Source organism: Brachybacterium sp. (assembly GCF_036379615.1).
In the GTDB taxonomy this organism is placed as follows: domain Bacteria; phylum Actinomycetota; class Actinomycetes; order Actinomycetales; family Dermabacteraceae; genus Brachybacterium.
Window position 1 is genome coordinate 1 of record NZ_DASVGJ010000046.1, and the last position, 17,190, is coordinate 17,190.

Consider the following 17,190-nt stretch of genomic DNA (forward strand, 5'->3'; position numbering starts at 1 on the left):
ATCACGGTGCCGCCGCCCTCCGCTGACTCAGGCGCCCGGGCCGCTGACCGCGGAGTCCAGCTGCTCCGCCTCGATCCGGGTGAAGCGGATCTCGCGGGCCTCGACCTCCCACAGTATCCCGATCGCGCCGTCGTCCAGGGCCTGCACCACGGAGTAGTCCAGCGGGCCCGGCTCGAACACGCACAGCTCCTGCCAGCTCTCCCCGTCATCGCGCGAGATGCTCAGCGTGCCCCGGATCCGCGCACAGCGGTCCCGGGCATTGCTGAACAGCAGCTCCTGCGCCCGCGGCTCCTCGGGCGCCGCCTCCGGGCACCTGCGCGCGAGCTGGGCGTTGTTCCCCGGGTCGACGAACTGCTCGCCGCCGTCGCCTGGCCGCTCAGGCCGGTCTCGATGACCTTGTCCATGTCGATCGCGTAGAGGAAGGCCTGACGGTTCTTCAGGTCGTGGAAGGGGTTGTCCTCGCTGTTGTTGAACATCGCGAAGAGCAGGCCGAAGCCGCCCACGGACTCGACCTCGGCGCCCGCCTTCAGCTGGTCGATCGAGAGGTAGGGGACCGAGTCGATCGCCTGCACGGTCTGCGACTGCAGCGCATTGGTGCGGGTCGACGGATCCGGGATCACCTGCCAGCTCATGGTCCTGGCCTGGGCGGGCATCGGTCCGGTGTAGTCGTCGTTGCGCTCGAACTCGACGATCCTCGAGGCGGCGGAGCTGTCGGTCATCGTCCACGGACCGCTGCCGATCGGGTTCGAGTCGAAGGCGTCGGGGTCCGCGTCGACAGCGGCCTGAGGCACGATCTTCACGGTCGAGAGCCGCTCGGCGAACACACCGGTGGGGTGGGCGAGGGTGAAGGTGACGGTGGTGTCGTCCTTCTTCTCGACGCTCTCGATGAACGGGATGAACTGCGAGTACAGCGAGGCGTTCTCGGGGTCCAGCACGCGTTCGAAGGAGAAGACGACGTCCTCGGGGGTGACCGGCGAACCGTCGTGGAAGACCGCTCCCTCGCGCAAAGCGATGTCGATGCTGGTGCCGTCCGTGGAGGGGAGCTCGGTGGCCAGTGCCGCGTACACCTCGCGGGTCACAGGATGAAGCTCCGTGAGGCCCTCGAGGGTGTGCCAGTTGACGGCGACGGTCAGCGCCGCCGAGGTGGTCATCGGGTCGTAGCCGTTGGTGCCGAGCTCATAGCTGATGGCGGCCTCGATGTGACCGTCGGGGTCGGCCTCGCCGGCCGGAGCGCCGCCGCCGTCGGAGCTGCCCGAGCCCTGGTCCCTCGGCGCGCAGGCGCCGATCCCTGCGACGATGCCGGCCGCGCCGGCGATCGCTGCGGTGCCGCGCAGGAAGCCTCGTCGGCCGATGGGGCCGGTGGAGTTGGTGATCACCGTTGATCCATCCCTTCTCTGGGTCCCGGCATCCGTGTGCCGGGGTCGTGGGAGCCCGTCCTCGCCGCTCCGCGAACCGTCCGCGACTGTGCGAAGATCAGACGTATGATGTCTGATGACTGGGAACAGTACAGCACAGTTTTCCCGACCGCCACCACGTGAACGGAGGCGGTCGGCACCGATCGGAGGTCCCGGTGGGGCGCATGCCGTCACCGCCGCACCGATCGCGCAGGACCCTTCGCGCCGACCACGGGCGAAGGTGTGCCCGGCCCGAGTCCGGGCACGGCATGATGGGACCGACCGCAGGTCGCGGCGGGGCTGTGAGGAGAGGGTGCGCCATGCGCAGCAAGGGGACGGGCAATGACGCCGTGGAGCGCATCCAGGATCTGATCCTGGCCGAGGGGCTCGCGCCAGGGGACCCGATGCCGACGGAGAGCGCGCTGTGCGAGCGGCTCCAGATCTCACGCTCCTCGGTGCGCGAGGCGATGCGCACGCTCGCCTCGCTGGACATCGTCGAGGTGCGCCACGGGCACGGCACCTTCGTGGGGCAGCTCTCGCTCTCCCCGCTGGTGAACGGGCTGCTGTTCCGAGCCCGCCTCGACGACGGCAACGACCTGATGGCGCTGCGGGAGGTGGTGGAGCTGCGGATCGCGCTCGACCTCTCCGTCGCCGACCAGCTGGTGGAGCTCTACCGCGGCACCGCCAACCCCGAGCTCGAGGGACTGGTCGACCAGATGCGCGAGCTCACCGAGGCGGGGCGTCCCTTCCCCGACGCCGACGCCGCCTTCCATACGGCGCTGTTCTCACGCCTGAGCAACGGCCTGCTGCGCCAGCTCGCGCAGGCCTTCTGGGAGATCCACACCGAGGCGGTGCCGCTGTTGGGCCTCGCGCCAGCGGCCGACATCCTGGACACCGTCGACGCCCATCAGGCCATGCTCACGGCGTTGGAGGCCGGAGACGCGGAGGCCTACCGGCAGGCCGTGCACGCGCATTACCGGCCGCTGGGCCGGGTGCTGGATGCTGCCGCGACGGGGGACGGGGCCGCGGCGCTGCGAGGGGCGGAGTAGGCGGGCAGCTGCCTTGGCGCGGGCTGTCTGCCCTGCCCGGCCGTGCTCGGGCCCGTGCTCCTGTCCCCGCCGGTCAGCTGTTGTTGGACTTCTTCTGCCGGATCAGGTCCAGCGCGATGCTGCCGCCGATGATCGCCAGCCGCAGCTGCGGCGGGACCGTCGGGTGGATCGAGAGCACGTAGCGGCTGTGGCCGAGGAACCCGCGGCTGAGCCCCGCCCATTCGCGGGACGCGCGCGCGGCCACGGCCTCCCCGACCCGGAACTCGAAGTCCATGCCCATCATGTCGCCGTGCAGCTCGAGCGGGGTGCCGTCGGCGACGTCGATGCTCACCCGGGTCGACATGATCGCGAAGCGACTGCTCACCTCCGCGAGCGGCGCGCCGTTCGTGGTCAGGGTGTACCTGTCGAAGCCGATGTCGAAGGGATCCTCGACGTGCAGCAGCGGGGTGCCGTCGGCGTCGGCGACGTCGAGCGAGCGGCTGCCGGCGACGAGCCGCGAGAGCCCGCCGCCGGTGGTGGTCACGCGGCCGACGGTCTGCTCGCCGGCACCGTCGAGGATGTCGAAGTCGTTGGACATGAACCCGGAGATCTGCTGCATCACCAGGGTGTTGTGACGCAAGAGGGCAGGAGGTCCGGGGTGGGGAGCGGGAGTGTCCATCACGACAGTCTGTCACCGCACCGGAGCGCTACGGTGGGTCCATGACCGATGCGCACACGACAGACGGGTTCACGACCGGGGAGGGCACGCCGGTGAGCGACACGCCGGGGACGGACTCACCGGGGAATGACTCGGCGGTGGAGGGCTCAGCGGTGGAGGGCTCAGCGGCGGCGACCGCCGAGGGTGCTGGCGGGGCGGGTGCCGGCGAGGCGTCGGACCTCGCAGGTCTGGACATCTTCCTCCCTTCGCCTCCGCCCGACCACGCACGCCAGGAGGCCTTCCTCGACGAGGCCGCGGCGCTCGCCCTGGCGGGACACCCCATCACGGTGTACCTGCAGGACGAAGACGCCTGGGCCTTCGAGGAGTGCGAGCCGGTGCGGTCCCTGGTGGACTCCGCCGGGGACGGGGTGCTGCCGGTGACGCTGCTGGGTCTGGACATCGTGGTCACGTCGGTCTATCCGAGCACCGAGCAGATGACCCGCTTTGCCCGCGAGGGCGGCGCCCCTCGTGCTCCCCGGTCGGCCGCCGCTTCGGCCTGCGGACCGGGCGGAGCGCCCACCTCGGGCGTCCCGGCAGCGGGCATGCCGCAGCCGCGTGAGGCGGGAGGATTCGCCGCCCAGCTGATGGGAGTCGCTGCGGCCAAGCCCCGGCCGGAGGGCGGCCCCGAGATCGGCGGCCGACGAAATCTCATGGGCGGAGACGTCGGGGACGGTCTGCCAGGGCAGCACTTCGACAGCTGACCTCGGGGTCCGGACCTGTGCTCTGGCGAGGTGCCGGCCGTTCGAGAGGGAAGCCCGTGACGTCCCGAAGGGCGGCGTCCGTCAAGTGGTGCCAGGGTCGCGGCCGTCCACAGTTCTCAGAGCCGCGGCCGTCCACAATTCTCAGGAGTGTGTGGTGGGCGGGGTAGGCGCTCTGTAGGGTCGCAGTGATCCATCGCACCTCCGAAGGGCACCCGTATGTCTCAGCGATTCCTGTCCGGTATGGCCGTTGTGGCTCTCACCATGGGCCTTGCGGCGTGCAATGGCGGTAGCGAGGGTCCCGTGACGACTCCGCCACCGGAGATCGACATCGGTCAGAGTGACGACGGCGGAGCTGAGCCGAGCGACGGTGGGGGAGCGGACGGCGGCTCCGCCGAGGCCGCTCCCGATATCCCCGCCCCTGACCCCGCGGACTACCCCGGCATGGACGAGGAGACGCCCGAGGGGGCGGAGCAGGCGTTCAAGTATTTCTGGGCTGTTGCTCTTTGGGGACACCAGACTGGGGAGTCTGACGATTTGGCCACGTTGGGAGCCGATGAATGCGGTTCGTGTGGATCGATGGTCGAGGACATTGAAGACATCAAGTCGAGTGGCTCTTATTGGAGCAGTGCAGATCTAGAAGACGTCTCGATCGAGGAGGATGGCAGCTGGGAGGACTACGATTCTGTGGTCACGTATAGCTTCACCATTGACGAGCATGTGGAGCCTGCTGCGGATGGAGGAGCTGCTACGGAAGTTCCCAAGCAAGGTGTGACCGCCGTGGGTGCGCTGTCCTGGCAAGATGATTCATGGCTAGTTGTCGATCTCTCCGTTGAAACTTCTGGGATCAGCGGGTGATACGCATGGGTAGGTCGCGTATTGGGGTGGCCTTGACGTGTGCCATCGGGGTGCTGCTGTTCATGTTGCCCGCGTCGGCAGACATTGATGCCGATGCGAAAGAGAATTCTCTGGATGCGGCCGCTAGGGCTGCCCATCAGGAAGCGTTTCCTGATAGTGGGAAAACTCAATCGGGTCCTGAAGGCGGAGGTGGCGCGAAACCACCACCCCCTGTCTACGTGACCTCCCGCGAGCTCGGCGTCGACAGTCGGTTCGAGTGCAGCGATCTCCATGCCGAATCGGAGTTGTGGGAGACGATGGCCTGCGGTGTCAGCAACCAGATCTGCCAGTTGGCGGACCGTGCGTCGGGAGATGGGGAGGGGTACCTCGCATCGGAGTCCGTGCGGATCGACACCAGATCGCCGCAGGTCCAGGAGGAACTGCTCGGCTTCGACTGTCAACAGCGCGGAGGCGTGCCGGCGGCTGAGGGGGCCGAGCCAGTCGTGATCACGGTGACCCGTGAGGACTTCGAATCGATGCCCGTGGAACCGTTGACGGCCAGTGCGGGCCCTGAACAGGGGTGGCTGCCCGTGAACATGGTCAATGTGCTTCACGCGGATGACCAGACGCAGACCATGGCGATGGAGCTGCTGGGCACTCCGGTCGAGGTCCGTGCCATTCCGGTGCAGTACGACTGGGATCTGGGGGACGGCAACTCGATCTCGACCACGGATCCGGGGAAGCCGTACCCGTCGGAGGCCGTGTCCGCGACGTACCGCTACGAGGGCTGGTACGACGTGACGCTGACGACGACGTTCAGCGGGCAGTTCTCCGTGGGTGGCGGGCCGTGGCAGGACATCGACGGCACGGTTCAGGTCGCCTCGGAGCCGATCCCGATCTTTTCCAAGTCGCTGGAGTCACGCCTGGTCAACGGTGATGTGCCGGTGGACGAGGAGGAAGATCCCTGGATTCCCGAGCGCACGGAGGAGACCGAGGGGAAGACGGACCCCGACGCGACGCATCGCGAGATCTGAGCATTGCGGGAGGTGCTCAAGGCGTCAGATCGAGCAGGCCACCCCGTTGAACCCGTGGTTGCAGTAGCCGCTGGGGTTCTTCGCCAAGAACTGCTGGTGCTCGGGCTCTGCGGTGTAGTAGATGCCGTTGCCGGCGTCGGCCAGGGCTGACAGCTCTGTGCTGATGGTCCCGCGTCCCGCCTCATCCAGGGCCTGCTGATAGCGCTGGGCGGAGCTGCGCACCACCTCACCCTGAGCCGGGTTCGTCCAGTACACGGCACTGCGGTACTCGGTGCCCACGTCATTGCCCTGACGGTTCGCCGTGGTGGGATCGTGCTGCTCCCAGAACTCGGTGAGCAGCGCGCGCAGGGTCTTCTCCCCGCCGGTGTAGATGACGCGCACGGCCTCGGCGTGCCCGGTCCTCGCGGAGAAGACCTCCTCATAGGTGGGGTGCGGCGTGAACCCTCCGGCATAGCCCGATGAGGTGGTGTGCACGCCGGGGACCTGCCAGGCGATCCGTTCGATGCCCCAGAAACATCCGCCGGCGAGGATGATCTCCTCGGCATCGGCAGGCCAGGGGCGTGGATCCTCGGGGGAGTCCGGACCGAGCATGTCCGTGCCGAGAACGACATGCTCGCGAGCAAGCGTGTAGGGGTAGTGCTCACGACCGGGGAGTGCATCCTCCGGCGCGACCATCTCCTTCTTGTGCCCGTACAGGAGATCCATCATCTGCCACATGCTCCACACGGTAGTCCTCGTCGGCGCCGCGTGGCCTGCTCGAGCGACCTGGACCACGCGGGTTCCGCCGAGGGCGTGAGGATCTGCCCGGCGCGCACCGTTCCTCCACAGCATCGCCGCCTCCACAATCGTGGCCCTCGCCTGGCCCGGCGACGCTCGAGAGCGCACGCTTGTTCGAACAGTGCGGTACTCGCCCGTGACAGCACGGCATCGGTCAGCACAGCACCCCGCGGCCGGACCGCACGGGCAGGGACAGCATGGAGGGAGGGGAGGGCAGGGATGAGCACGAGAGCGACCAACGGCGGCGAAGCAACCCCGGAACCCTCGGCATCCCCGGGACCCTCCACCACCTCGGGAGCCTCCGCGCCCACCACCGCATTCGGCACCTGCGCGACGACGGGGCCCTCCACACCCACCGTCGCTCCCGGCACCTCCGCGACGCAGTGGATCGATGCTCTCCAGCACGTCCTGGATGCCGCACCGTCGCTGGAGCAACTGGCGCGAGAGCAGGAAGGCACCCTCGTCGATCTCCTCACCGCCGCCGAGCAGGCGAAAGCACGACTCGCCGCGGTGCAGGCTCGTGCAGAGACCGTCTTCCACGACGCCCAGATCGGGGAGCAGCGACGACTCGGTGTGCCGCGCGACCAGCTCGGCCGCGGTATCGCCGACCAGATCGCGCTCGCGCGACGCATCACCCCCAAGCAGGCATCGAACCAGCTCACTCTGCGCCGCATCCTCGTCAGCTCCATGCCGTGCACCACGGCACTGCTCGATGCCGGAAGGATCAGCGAATGGGCGGCGCACAAGGTGGCCGAGAACGCGCTGTGCCTCAGTGACGAGGACCGCGCCACCCTTGATGACGAGTTCAAGGATCGACTCCCGGAGGTCACGGCGAACCGCGCGGGCGACATCACGAGGGCCCGAGCCATGGAGCTGGACCCGGAATCGGCAGTGCGCCGGATCCAGCGTGCGGCAAGCGCCCGACGGATCACGCTCCGCCCCGCCGCGGACGGGATGTCGGTGCTGCGCGCGGTCCTGCCGGTGAAGGAAGGGGTTGCGAGCTTCGATGCGCTGACCCGCACCGCCAAGGCGGCCAAGAGCGCGGGTGATCCCCGTTCCAAGGGCCAGATCATGGCGGACACGCTGGTCGAACGGACCACCGGAGCCGAGACCGTGGACGACATCCCGGTCGAGGTCCAGCTGCTGATGACGGACACGACGCTGCTGGGCGCCGAGAACAGGACCGCGTGGATGGACGGGCATCCCGTACCCGGTGCCGTGGCGCGCGACATCGCGCTCGGCACGCGCACGGCAGCGCGAAGAGAGCTCGAGAACGACGAGAAGTGGATGGCCACCACCAGTTCCGACGCTGTGATGCGACCGGATCATGACTGCGCTATGAACCCACCGGTTCATGACCCTGCAGTACCGCTGCCGGACGAGGTGACGGATGCGGCGCGCTGGATCCGGCGGCTCTACACGGATCCCCGCACCGGCGAGCTGCAGGACGTCGACGGCCGCCGCAGATTGTTCCGCGGAGAGGTGAGGCGGTTCATCCTTCTGCGGGACCAGCGCTGTCGCACGCCCTTCTGCGACGCGCGCATCCACGACGTCGACCACGCCCAGCGGCATGCCGACGGCGGCGAGACCACCGCCGACAACGGCGTGGGGCACTGTCAGCGATTCAATCTCGCCAAGGAGATCCCTGGATGGTCCTCGACGCTTGACCCGGCCACCGAGGCGTCTCCGGGACGGCTCACGATCGTCACTCCCACGGGCCACACCTACACCTCGACCTCGCCGATCCTGCGCCGGTTGCTCGAGGGCCCCGACGGCGAGCAGGCCCGGATCATCCCCAATGCACCGCTCGAGGGCGTTCCGGAGCCGGGCGAGCAGTAGCCTCCAGCACCCGCCGCCAGCACGCGAGCCCCGATGCCCTTATGCCTCGGCGCCCGCTGCCTCACCGCGACCGAGGCAGCACCGTGACGAACAGGACGATCGCGGCGAGCGCCCCGAGGATCAGCGTCCAGGGCCCGAGCACCATCCCGGACAGCGCGACGACCAGCAGCAGAGCCACGATGCTCACCACCAGGACGGGCAGCAGCCCTTTCCCGGCGAGCAGCCAGGCGCTGCGGTCGAACTCCCCGTGCACCGGGGTCGTGGCGGCGAGCGCGAAGATGCTGTGCGCGAGCAGCAGGGCCAGCCCGATCCCCGACGCACGGAGCGTCGGGGTCTCGCCCTGCACCAGGAGAGTCAACAGCATCATGCCGGGTGCGAGCAGCCCCAGATCGCTGTCCGGATTCCATACCTGCACGGCGACTGCCAGCAGGACGATCAAGGTGACCAGTGAGGCGACCGTGCTCGCCCACAGGTTGAGGGTGCCGTAGGTCAGCGCGAGGGCGAGCAGGGTCGCGACCGCTCCGGTCAGACGCAGAGCCCACTGGGTCGGGCTGACCTTCTGCAGCTCGAGGAGCCGCTGGGCGAAGGAATCCACTGCCTGTCCGAGTGCCATCAGGACCTCCTCCTGCGCGGTGCAGACCGCGCTGCGGACAGCGAGAGGAGCACCGGGGCGAGGGAGCTCGGTCCCTCCCAGGCGGTGATCGGCACCCCGGCTTCCCGCAGCTCGCGCACCGTCCGCTCCCGCAGCAGTCGGCGCAGCGCCCAGGCCTCGGGCCAGAACCGATCCGAGATCCTGCCGTCGATGCGCATCGCCTTGCCGCGCAGGACGGAGACGTCCCCGATGCTCGGCGGCAGTGTGTCCACCGCGATCACGTCGGCCCCATGAGCGACCAGCACCCCGATCTGGGCGATCGTGTCCTTGCTGAGCAGGGGAGAGCACACCACGGTGAGGGTTCCCGGGCGTACCGAGCGCAGTCGCCGCGGGGAGCGATGGACGCTGTCGTCCCGGCTCGCCCGGGACAGGGCGGCGGAGAGCACCCTCAGCTGGCGCGGGCCGGAGCCCGGCGGGACCGGGCCGATGAGGTGGCCGATGTCGAAGACCGAGACCCGATCGCCGGCGGTCAGGTAGTGGCGAGCGATCGCCGAGGTCGCACGGATCGTCATGTCCAGGCTCGTCGGCGCGTCCGTCGGCGACCAGGGCGCGGGGGCGACGTCCGCGATGGTGTCGGTGACGATCAGGACCTCGGTGTCCTGCTCGGTGAACGTGGCGTTGGTGTGCAGCTGACGGGTGCGGCTGGTGACGCGCCAGTTGACCCGGTGCAGCCGGTCACCGGGGCGGAAGGCGCGCACCTCGGACAGCGCCGTCCCGTCGCCGCGACGTCGGGAGAGATGCACGCCGCTCACACCGATCGGGGTGGGCACCTCCACCGGTGCGTCGAGCACCGTCGAGGCGGGGACGACCTGCACCTCGGCCGCCGGCAGACTCCGCTGGGCACGATAGGCGCCGAGCGGATCGCCCACCAGCACATGCACCGGACCGGCGGAGATCATCCCCCAGCGCTGGGCGCTGACCCGCAGCCTCACCTCGCCGTCACCGGCGAGGGAACCGCGGCGTGGGGCGACATCGACATGCGGCGGCAGCGGCAGCGTCGCCGCCATCAGCACCCCCGGGGAGGTCCGCACGGTGATGGCCGCGGTGCCGCCCTCCTCGATGCTGCGACGGTTCACCCGCAGCTGCGGGTCCACCACGGTGCGCTCCTCGCCGCGCAGGATGCGACGCGCCAGGGCCACGAGCGCCCAGACCAGCATCGGCGCTCCGGCCAGGATGAGCTCCGGGCGCCCGGCGATCAGGGCGAGCATCAGCGCGGCGGTGCCGATGACGGCGGCGCGCAGGAGCGCCGGGGTCGGTCGGGTCCGCAGGTCGCTCCGCTGCGGAGGGTGGGAGGTCACGCCGAGGCCTGGGATACCGGCTCCGTCGCGGCAGGCACCGGCACCTCGCCCAGCACCGCCTCGACCACCCCGGCGCCGGTCGCGTTCTGCAGCCACAGCTCGGGCTTGACGGTGACGCGATGGTCCAGCGCCGGATGGGCGAGGTCCTTGATGTCCTCCGGGACCACGTAGGAGCGGCCGCGGATCACTGCGAGCGCCCGGGCGCACGTGATCAGCGCGAGGGTGCCGCGCGGGGAGGCGCCGACCAGGGCGTGCTGGTGGCCGCGGGTCGCCGAGACCAGCTCGACCGCGTAGTGGCCCACCGCGTCCTCGACATGGACGTCCTCCACAGCCAGCTGCACCCCGAGCAGACCGGAGGCGTCCAGCACCTGGGGGACTGTCTGCTCCTCGCGACGGCGATCGATGCGGCGGGAGACCACGTCCCACTCCTGCTCGGCGGTGGGATACCCGAAGGACAGGCGCAGCAGGAAGCGGTCCAGCTGCGCTTCGGGCAGGGGATAGGTGCCCTCGTGCTCGATCGGGTTCGCGGTGGCCAGCACATGGAACGGGTCGGGCAGCTTCCGGGTGGTGCCCTCGACGGAGACCTGCCGCTCCTGCATCGCCTCCAGCAGCGCCGACTGGGTCTTCGGCGGGGTGCGGTTGATCTCGTCGGCCAGCAGCAGCCCGGTGAAGACCGGGCCGGGACGGAACACGAACTCGCCGGTGCGCTGGTCGTACACCTCGGCGCCGGTGAGGTCCGCCGGCAGCAGGTCGGGCGTGAACTGGGCGCGGGTGAAGGGGAGCCCGAGCGCCTGTGCGAAGGAACGGGCGGCGAGGGTCTTGCCCAGGCCCGGCAGGTCCTCGAGCAGCACGTGACCGCCTGCCAGGATGCCTGTGAGCAGTAGTTCGAGCGATGCCCGCTTGCCGACCACCGCGATCTCGACGGCGTCGAGCACCCTCGCGGCAGCGGCGGTGGCCTCGCTCGCCGACATCGGAGTGGGGCGTGCAGGGGCGGTGGGGGTGGGGTCGGTCATCGGTCCCTCTCCTCGCGCGTGGCGAGTTCGTTCAGACAGCGGTGCAGGGCTCGTCGGTCCAGCGGGCCGACGGGATGGTTCTCGGTATCTGGGTGTCGGGCGGCCTCGATGAGGCTGGTCAGGCCCGGGCTGAGCGCCGGGGCGTCTGGGTCGCGGGCTCGTTCGTCGGCGATCTCCCCGAGGGTGCGGGCCAGCCCACGGCTGGTCATGCGGCGGTTGGGCTGTGCGCCGTAGGTGAGGTCCTCGAGTCGGCGCACCCTGGTGTCCTGGGCGTGGGGGAGCGCATAGTCGGCGTCGAGGTCTAGGGCGGGGGCATGCAGCTGGTCCGCGCGGTCCGCGCCGGCGCCGAGCACCCACCAGAACGCTCCGGCGAGCAGCCCGCCGGCGATCAGCGCCGGCAGGGGCAGGATCAAGGAGAACAGTCGGCATCCCGCGTACAGCACGAGCGCGATCGCCACCCCGCCGGCGAGCCGGATCACCAGCGGGAGCCAGGCGCGGATCATCGGGTGCCCCCCGGTCGCTCGCCGACCTCGCGGAGCCCTGCGGTCAGGCTGTCGAGCAGGGCCAGGGCCTCCTCGCGATCGGACTCGACCAGCGGCTGGGGATCGAACAGGGCCCGACGGTACAGGTGCGCGAGTCGATCCAGCGCCGAACGATCCAGGTCCAGGGCGCCGAGCACCGCGACGACGAACTCGAGCGTGGTCTGGCTGGGGGCACGACGCACCCCGGCCTCCGCGATCGCCCGCTCAAGGGTGAGCCAGGCCGCGATCACCGCATCATGGGCGTCGACGACGGTGGACAGGCGGGTGCGAGCATCCTCGAGGGCCGCGATCGCCTGCTCTGCGGTGAGCTCGTCCTCGTCGGGCAGCCCCGCGAGCGCAGGGCCGGGCCGGGCGAGCTTCCGCATCCGATAGGCGACCCAGATCGCGAGTGCGAGCAGGAGTGCCCCGATGACGATGAGCACGACGAGCAGGCTCGTGCTCGCGCCCTCGGAGGCGGGCGGCCGTGTCGGCGCCTCGCCGGTGGCCCAGTCCGGCTCGGAGTAGTCGTCGGGCGGAGGCTGCACCTCCCGCTCGACCTCGGTCTCGCCGACGTAGACGACGCCGGTCCCGCGGTCAGCGGCGGCGCCGAGGGTGACCAGCCCGATCGCCCCGAGGGAGACCACCAGCAGCAGCACCGCGATCAGCCGACGGGACGCAGCCACGGGGTCGTGCTCCGGGGTCGTGCTCCGGGGCCCCGCCGCCGGTTCCGCGTCGGCGCCGGCACCAGAGCCGGCGCCCGCCTCCGTGCCGGCCCCGGGCTCCATGCCAGTCCCTGGGGACGCGTCCGTGGAGGGGGTGGCGCCGTGCTCGGTGCTCATCGGGCGGCCCCGTACCTCGTGCCATGCTCGGCGGGGATCTGGTGCGGGGACGCGACGATGACGGACTGCTCCCCGGCGATGCGGGTGAGGATCAAGGTCGCGGACTCGTCTCCGAAGCGGCGCGGTCGCAGCTTGCGCCGCAGCTCGTCGGGCTCCACCGCGGTGCCGCGCTTCTTGATCTCCAGCACACCCAGGTGGTGCTCCCGCAGGTAGGAGGTCAGTCGCTTGAGTCCGAAGGGCATCACGTCCCGCACCGTGTAGCCGCGGGCGAAGGGGGTGGCCACGTGCTGGTCACCGGTGAGATAGGCGATCGTCTCATCGAGGGTGCGGGCGCCGAGCTGCTCGGCGAGAGTTCCGATGAGACCGGCGCGGATGACAGCGCCGTCGGGTTCGTAGAGGTGGTCGCCGAGCGGTCCGGGGACCGGATCGGCGGCGGCGTCGGCGCGACGGTCCAGGCGGTGGGCTCCCCGGCGATCCACGAGCACTGCGGAGGAGAGCACTCCCTCGCGCGCCAGCGGTCCGAACCAGGCGGTCGCCTCGAGCACCTGGCCGTGGAAGGACAGCCACTGCATCTCGACATCGTCCGGCACGGCATCCCGGTCGATGCCGGGACCGAGCTTCGCCCCCAGCGGACCCGCCTCGCCGTCGCGTCCGAGGCGCCGGGCCAGGTCGATGACCGTCGACAGAGGCGGTTCGTACTCCTCCGGATCGTGCAGGCGCCGGGAGCCGCCACGGGTGGGGGCGCGCCGGGCAGGGTCCAGCCAGATGCCCTCGGTGTCGTGGGGGTCGTGGCCCTCGGCCCGTCCCAGGCGGGCGCGGGCGTGGGGGAAAGGGAGGAGGTTCACGGTGGCGACGGCGACGGTGAGCGGGTCACGGTCCACCGCCAGCACGTCGACCCCGAGGCCTGCCAGCGCCATCGCGTCCCCGCCGATGCCGCAGCCGAGGTCTGCGACGCTGGCCACGCCCGCACGCTGAAAGCGCTCGGCGTGCATCGCGGCGATCGGGAGCCGGGTGGCCTGCTCGAGACCGTGCGGCGTGAAGAGCATCGAGGAGGCGAACTCCCCGAACTTGTCCGCCGCCCGGGTGCGCAGCTTCGACTGGGTGAGCACCGCGGAGACCAGCTCGGGCGCATGCCCGGCTTCGCGCAGACGTGCGGCCTGCCGCAGGGCATCCTCCTCCCGGTACGGGGGGAGGGAGTTCAGCAGCGCCCAGCCGCTCGGCTGCAGCACGGGCTCCAGGGCACGGAGGGCTGCTTCGGCGTCATCGACAGGGGGCACGACCATGGAAAGAGCCTACCGGTCGGACATGTGTCCGGGGCCACTCGGCATGCCGTCACGCGAGGCGGGCGCCGCGCAAGCGGCCAGCAGCAAGAGGAGATCAGGCGCTGACGTCCAGGACGAGCTTGCCGCGGGTGTGGCCGTCCTCGAGCCGACGGTGCGCCTCCGCGATCTCCCCCAGCGGCAGCACCTCGGAGACCTCGAGAGGGTAGCGGCCCGCACGGATGCCCTGCGCGAGGCGGTCCAGACGGTCGCGGCCGGGAACGATCGCCGGGATCCGCGCCTCGATGCCGCGCTCCAGCGCGGGGGACAGGTCGGCGAGGGAGGGCAGTGCGACGATCCTGCCGCCCCCGGCGAGCTGGTCGAGGCTCGGCAGGAAGGTGGAGTGGTAGTGGGTGTCCAGCACGACGTCGACCCCGTGGCCGTCCGTCAGACGCTGCACCTCCGCGGTCCAGTCGGTGGTGTCGTAGGGGATCGGCGTGGCCCCCAGCTCGCTGATCCGTGCGGAGTTCGCGGAGCGGCCGGTGGCGAGCACGCGGGAGGCTCCGGCCTCGAGCGCCATCGGGATCAGCAGCTGACCCACCCCGCCGGTACCGCCGTGGACCAGCACCGTCTCGCCCTGCTCGATCCCGGCAGTGTCTCTCACGGTCGCGATGGCGGTGAGACCCACCAGCGCCAGTCCTGCCCAGCGCGGGAGGTCCTCGTCCGGGATCTCTCCCGGGATCGGGGCGAGATCGTCGACGGAGATGGCGATGACCTCGGCGGCGACGCCGCGACGATCCTCTGGGCCGCGCATCCCGAACACGCGGGTGCCGGGGGTGAGTCCGCGGGAGCCGAGCTCCGCCTCGTCGAGCCCCGAGCCGGCCCCGATCACCGTGCCCGCCAGCTCACGACCGGTCCCCGCCGGGAGCTCGAGGCCCTGCGCCCGGCCGGAGGAGCCGTCGCGGATCTTGTAGTCAAGCGGGTTCAGGCCGGCGTAGGCGACCTGGACCAGCAGCTCGTCGGCAGCGGGTTCGGGCGTCGGGGCATCGGTGTGGAGGGTGAGGACCTCAGGGCCGCCGAAGCGGTCGAAACGAATCTCGCGCATGCCTCCATGATGCACCCCAGGACTGACCGACGGCAGGGAGCTGCCTGCGTTGTGGTGGGGACCCGGCGCGCAGCACCCGATGCACAGCGCCCGGGGCTCGGGGCCCGACGCCCGACGACCAGCGCCCGACGATCTGGGATCGAAGTACAGCGCCCTGCGTCCGGCGTCCGTGGAGTGGGGTGCGGATGGGACATCATGGAGCCGTCGCCGCCAGGCCGCCCCGACGACGGAGGACGAAGGAGGACCATGACGCCGCCCCCGCTGGACCCGCTGCTCTGGCGTACCCGCCTGCAGCGGGAGATCAGGCTGTCCCCCGCGGTGCTCGAGACACCGCTCGAGGAAGCGGCTGGCGCCGTGCTCGGCCGGGAGCTGCGCAGCGAGCGGGAGAGCCCCGCGGTCCCGATCGCGGCGATGGACGGCTTCGCCGTGCGGCGCAGCGATCTCACCGTCGGCCGCACCGTCCTCGTGGTCTCCGCCGAGCTCCCCGCCCGCCCGGGAGCCGTCCGCCCACACCTCGCCGGCACCGCGGCCCGCATCATGACCGGTGCGTCCGTCCCGCACGGCGCCGACGCCGTGATCGAGGTCGAGGCCACGGATGCGGACCCCTTCGGACCACCGCCTGCCACGGTGACCATCGATCTCTCTGCGCTGCCCGTCGAGGGCCGTCATATCCGTGGCCCGGGCGAGGAGATCCCGCGCGGCAGGGTGCTCGCATCGCCTGGGGACCGGGTGGGCGGAGGGCTCGTGGGCCTCGCCGCGATGCTCGGGATGCAGAGCCTGCCGGTGCTGCGACCGCTGCGGGTTGCGGTCGTGGTCACCGGGGACGAGCTGGCCGGCCCAGGCACGACGGACGAGGTGCCCGGGGCCGTGCTGGAGTCCAACGGGGTGATGCTCGCGGCCGCGCTGCGGGCTGACGGCGTCGCAGCCCGCCAGTTTCTCAGCGGGGATGCTCCGGAGTGCCTGCGCGAGGTGCTCGACGAGGCCGCCGCGGACACCGACCTCGTGCTCACCACGGGCGGGATCGGGCACGGAGCCTACGACGTGGTCAAGATCCTGCTGGGTGAGCGCGGCTGCGGGACCTCCAGCTTCGAGCACCTCGCGCTGCGGCCGGGCGGCCCCCAGGGTGCAGGACACCTGCCCGACGGCACCCCGGTCGTCCATCTCCCCGGCACCCCCGTCGGCGCGCTGGTCGGCTACCACCTCTTCGTCCGGCCGCTGCTGCCGGGCGCCGAGGCGGCGCCGCACTCCGTGCAGCTCGGCGACAGCTCGGCCGATACCTCCCGGCTGCGCTCCGGCACGGTGCACGCGATGCCCGGCCGCCTGCGGCGCGGCGCCGACGGATGCGAGCTCGTGGATCTGCTGCCCGGACGGCGCCTCGCACCCTACGGGCGCGCCGATGCGATCGTGCTGCGTGGTGCCGGCGGGACCCGGCCCGGCATGGTCCAGGTGCTCCGGCTCTGAGACGGGCCTGGACTACCGTGGACCCATGCCTCCCCACCCCACCTCCCACGACCCCGGCGGGACCCTCCACCTGCGCCCGCACGGGGCCACCGCCCTCTGCATCGTCGTGGGTCTCGTAGGCCTGGGGCTCACCCTCGATGCGGTGCTCCGCGCCGGCTGGCAGGGCGTGCTCGTGCTGCCGGTGCTGCTGCTCCTGCTGGCGCTGGTGTGGATGGTGCTGTGGGCACCCCGCGTGGTGCTGCACGAGGAGACCGTCGAGGTGCGCAACGTCCTGGGGACCCACCACCTGCCCTTCGGCGCGATCGAGGAGGTGCGCCTGGGCGCGATGCTGCGCTTCGAGGTCGCCACCCGCCGCGGCACCACCTCCACTCTCACCGCCTGGAACGCCCCTGCGCTGGGGAAGGACGCTCCCTGGCGGCGGCAGGCGATGATGCATGAGCAGGACCTGCGCGGCCGCCGGCTCACCGCGCAGGAACGTCTGGTCCACGATCAGCGACGCAGCCGCTCCGCCGTGGTCAAGCAGCGCTGGGAGCGCTGGATGGACCGCCGGGATGCGCTGGGAACGCCGGCGGCCGACGGCGGCGAGGCCGTGATGACCACTCGGGCCAACATGCTGCAGATCGCGGTGGTGGCGGTGTGCGCCCTTCTCGTCGTCGCCCGTGGGCTGTTCTGAGGACTCCCGCGCGATGTGCGCAGGAAGGAGGGGCCGGACCGCCG

18 protein-coding genes are annotated in these 17,190 nt (G+C 71.0%); 7 read left to right on the plus strand and 11 right to left on the minus strand.

What is annotated here, in order from left to right; genetic code table 11:
- Positions 1 to 27: 27 nt before the first annotated feature.
- Together VF289_RS08560 and VF289_RS08565 are read right to left on the minus strand one after the other, a co-directional pair.
- A complete protein-coding gene (locus VF289_RS08560) occupies positions 28 to 180 on the minus strand; it encodes a hypothetical protein (protein WP_330883073.1) in 153 nt (50 codons plus the stop codon).
- 41 nt (positions 181 to 221) lie between these two features.
- Positions 222 to 1,376, minus strand: a complete 1,155-nt coding sequence (locus VF289_RS08565) for an ABC transporter substrate-binding protein (RefSeq protein ID WP_330883075.1) — start codon at positions 1,374 to 1,376, stop codon at positions 222 to 224.
- A gap of 338 nt (positions 1,377 to 1,714) precedes the next feature.
- Between VF289_RS08565 and VF289_RS08570 the strand changes: the two genes are divergently transcribed.
- Positions 1,715 to 2,443 (plus strand): FadR/GntR family transcriptional regulator, encoded by a 729-nt coding sequence (locus tag VF289_RS08570; protein WP_330883077.1) that lies wholly within the window; start codon positions 1,715 to 1,717, stop codon positions 2,441 to 2,443.
- Positions 2,444 to 2,516: 73 nt separating this feature from the next.
- Here VF289_RS08570 and VF289_RS08575 read toward each other — a convergent pair whose 3' ends face one another.
- Positions 2,517 to 3,101: a hypothetical protein gene (locus VF289_RS08575; RefSeq protein WP_330883079.1), complete on the minus strand. Its 585-nt coding sequence runs from the start codon at positions 3,099 to 3,101 to the stop codon at positions 2,517 to 2,519.
- A gap of 41 nt (positions 3,102 to 3,142) precedes the next feature.
- Between VF289_RS08575 and VF289_RS08580 the strand changes: the two genes are divergently transcribed.
- The 3 genes from VF289_RS08580 to VF289_RS08590 all read left to right on the plus strand — a co-directional run bounded on the left by VF289_RS08580 (position 3,143) and on the right by VF289_RS08590 (position 5,709).
- Complete coding sequence (locus VF289_RS08580) at positions 3,143 to 3,841, plus strand: hypothetical protein (protein WP_330883081.1); 699 nt, start codon at positions 3,143 to 3,145, stop codon at positions 3,839 to 3,841.
- A gap of 216 nt (positions 3,842 to 4,057) precedes the next feature.
- Positions 4,058 to 4,696, plus strand: coding sequence for a DUF6318 family protein (locus tag VF289_RS08585; RefSeq protein WP_330883083.1), 639 nt, complete (start codon positions 4,058 to 4,060; stop codon positions 4,694 to 4,696).
- 50 nt (positions 4,697 to 4,746) lie between these two features.
- Complete coding sequence (locus VF289_RS08590) at positions 4,747 to 5,709, plus strand: hypothetical protein (protein ID WP_330883085.1); 963 nt, start codon at positions 4,747 to 4,749, stop codon at positions 5,707 to 5,709.
- Positions 5,710 to 5,733: 24 nt separating this feature from the next.
- On the opposite strand, the gene msrA is transcribed toward VF289_RS08590, so the two are convergent.
- The gene (gene msrA, locus VF289_RS08595) at positions 5,734 to 6,417 is read right to left on the minus strand and encodes a peptide-methionine (S)-S-oxide reductase MsrA (RefSeq protein WP_414644459.1); all 684 of its coding nucleotides are present in this window, start codon (positions 6,415 to 6,417) and stop codon (positions 5,734 to 5,736) included.
- A gap of 288 nt (positions 6,418 to 6,705) precedes the next feature.
- Between msrA and VF289_RS08600 the strand changes: the two genes are divergently transcribed.
- Positions 6,706 to 8,325 (plus strand): DUF222 domain-containing protein, encoded by a 1,620-nt coding sequence (locus tag VF289_RS08600; RefSeq protein ID WP_330883089.1) that lies wholly within the window; start codon positions 6,706 to 6,708, stop codon positions 8,323 to 8,325.
- A gap of 61 nt (positions 8,326 to 8,386) precedes the next feature.
- On the opposite strand, the gene VF289_RS08605 is transcribed toward VF289_RS08600, so the two are convergent.
- The 7 genes from VF289_RS08605 to VF289_RS08635 form a co-directional block, all read right to left on the minus strand.
- Positions 8,387 to 8,938 carry a hypothetical protein gene (locus VF289_RS08605; RefSeq protein WP_330883091.1) on the minus strand — a complete coding sequence of 184 codons (552 nt, stop codon included), beginning with the start codon at positions 8,936 to 8,938 and terminating at the stop codon, positions 8,387 to 8,389.
- Complete coding sequence (locus VF289_RS08610; protein ID WP_330883093.1) at positions 8,938 to 10,275, minus strand: DUF58 domain-containing protein; 1,338 nt, start codon at positions 10,273 to 10,275, stop codon at positions 8,938 to 8,940. Before VF289_RS08610 ends, VF289_RS08605 begins: the two co-directional genes overlap by 1 nt.
- Positions 10,272 to 11,288 (minus strand): AAA family ATPase, encoded by a 1,017-nt coding sequence (locus VF289_RS08615; protein WP_414644460.1) that lies wholly within the window; start codon positions 11,286 to 11,288, stop codon positions 10,272 to 10,274. Before VF289_RS08615 ends, VF289_RS08610 begins: the two co-directional genes overlap by 4 nt.
- Complete coding sequence (locus VF289_RS08620) at positions 11,285 to 11,791, minus strand: hypothetical protein (RefSeq protein ID WP_330883095.1); 507 nt, start codon at positions 11,789 to 11,791, stop codon at positions 11,285 to 11,287. Before VF289_RS08620 ends, VF289_RS08615 begins: the two co-directional genes overlap by 4 nt.
- Positions 11,788 to 12,492 (minus strand): DUF4129 domain-containing protein, encoded by a 705-nt coding sequence (locus VF289_RS08625; RefSeq protein WP_330883097.1) that lies wholly within the window; start codon positions 12,490 to 12,492, stop codon positions 11,788 to 11,790. The genes VF289_RS08620 and VF289_RS08625 overlap by 4 nt, the downstream gene beginning before the upstream one ends.
- A 152-nt stretch (positions 12,493 to 12,644) precedes the next feature.
- Positions 12,645 to 13,931: a class I SAM-dependent methyltransferase gene (locus VF289_RS08630; protein WP_330883099.1), complete on the minus strand. Its 1,287-nt coding sequence runs from the start codon at positions 13,929 to 13,931 to the stop codon at positions 12,645 to 12,647.
- Positions 13,932 to 14,025: 94 nt separating this feature from the next.
- On the minus strand, positions 14,026 to 15,012 hold the full coding sequence (locus VF289_RS08635; RefSeq protein WP_330883101.1) for an NADP-dependent oxidoreductase: 987 nt from the start codon (positions 15,010 to 15,012) through the stop codon (positions 14,026 to 14,028).
- 246 nt (positions 15,013 to 15,258) lie between these two features.
- Here VF289_RS08635 and VF289_RS08640 point away from each other — a divergent pair, with 246 nt between their 5' ends.
- Together VF289_RS08640 and VF289_RS08645 are read left to right on the plus strand one after the other, a co-directional pair.
- Positions 15,259 to 16,473 (plus strand): molybdopterin molybdotransferase MoeA, encoded by a 1,215-nt coding sequence (locus VF289_RS08640; protein ID WP_330883103.1) that lies wholly within the window; start codon positions 15,259 to 15,261, stop codon positions 16,471 to 16,473.
- Positions 16,474 to 16,498: 25 nt separating this feature from the next.
- Positions 16,499 to 17,146: a PH domain-containing protein gene (locus tag VF289_RS08645; RefSeq protein WP_330883105.1), complete on the plus strand. Its 648-nt coding sequence runs from the start codon at positions 16,499 to 16,501 to the stop codon at positions 17,144 to 17,146.
- Positions 17,147 to 17,190 lie beyond the last annotated feature (44 nt).

Bases quoted from the DNA above. Each gene is read 5' to 3' on its own strand.
- VF289_RS08645 (WP_330883105.1), top strand. From the start codon at position 16,499: ATGCCTCCCCACCCCACCTCCCACGACCCCGGCGGGACCCTCCACCTG.
- VF289_RS08575 (WP_330883079.1), bottom strand. From the start codon at position 3,101: ATGGACACTCCCGCTCCCCACCCCGGACCTCCTGCCCTCTTGCGTCAC.
- VF289_RS08635 (WP_330883101.1), bottom strand. From the start codon at position 15,012: ATGCGCGAGATTCGTTTCGACCGCTTCGGCGGCCCTGAGGTCCTCACC.
- VF289_RS08640 (WP_330883103.1), top strand. From the start codon at position 15,259: ATGACGCCGCCCCCGCTGGACCCGCTGCTCTGGCGTACCCGCCTGCAG.
- VF289_RS08585 (WP_330883083.1), top strand. From the start codon at position 4,058: ATGTCTCAGCGATTCCTGTCCGGTATGGCCGTTGTGGCTCTCACCATG.
- VF289_RS08600 (WP_330883089.1), top strand. From the start codon at position 6,706: ATGAGCACGAGAGCGACCAACGGCGGCGAAGCAACCCCGGAACCCTCG.
- VF289_RS08580 (WP_330883081.1), top strand. From the start codon at position 3,143: ATGACCGATGCGCACACGACAGACGGGTTCACGACCGGGGAGGGCACG.
- VF289_RS08630 (WP_330883099.1), bottom strand. From the start codon at position 13,931: ATGGTCGTGCCCCCTGTCGATGACGCCGAAGCAGCCCTCCGTGCCCTG.
- VF289_RS08605 (WP_330883091.1), bottom strand. From the start codon at position 8,938: ATGGCACTCGGACAGGCAGTGGATTCCTTCGCCCAGCGGCTCCTCGAG.
- VF289_RS08570 (WP_330883077.1), top strand. From the start codon at position 1,715: ATGCGCAGCAAGGGGACGGGCAATGACGCCGTGGAGCGCATCCAGGAT.
- msrA (WP_414644459.1), bottom strand. From the start codon at position 6,417: ATGATGGATCTCCTGTACGGGCACAAGAAGGAGATGGTCGCGCCGGAG.
- VF289_RS08615 (WP_414644460.1), bottom strand. From the start codon at position 11,288: ATGACCGACCCCACCCCCACCGCCCCTGCACGCCCCACTCCGATGTCG.
- VF289_RS08620 (WP_330883095.1), bottom strand. From the start codon at position 11,791: ATGATCCGCGCCTGGCTCCCGCTGGTGATCCGGCTCGCCGGCGGGGTG.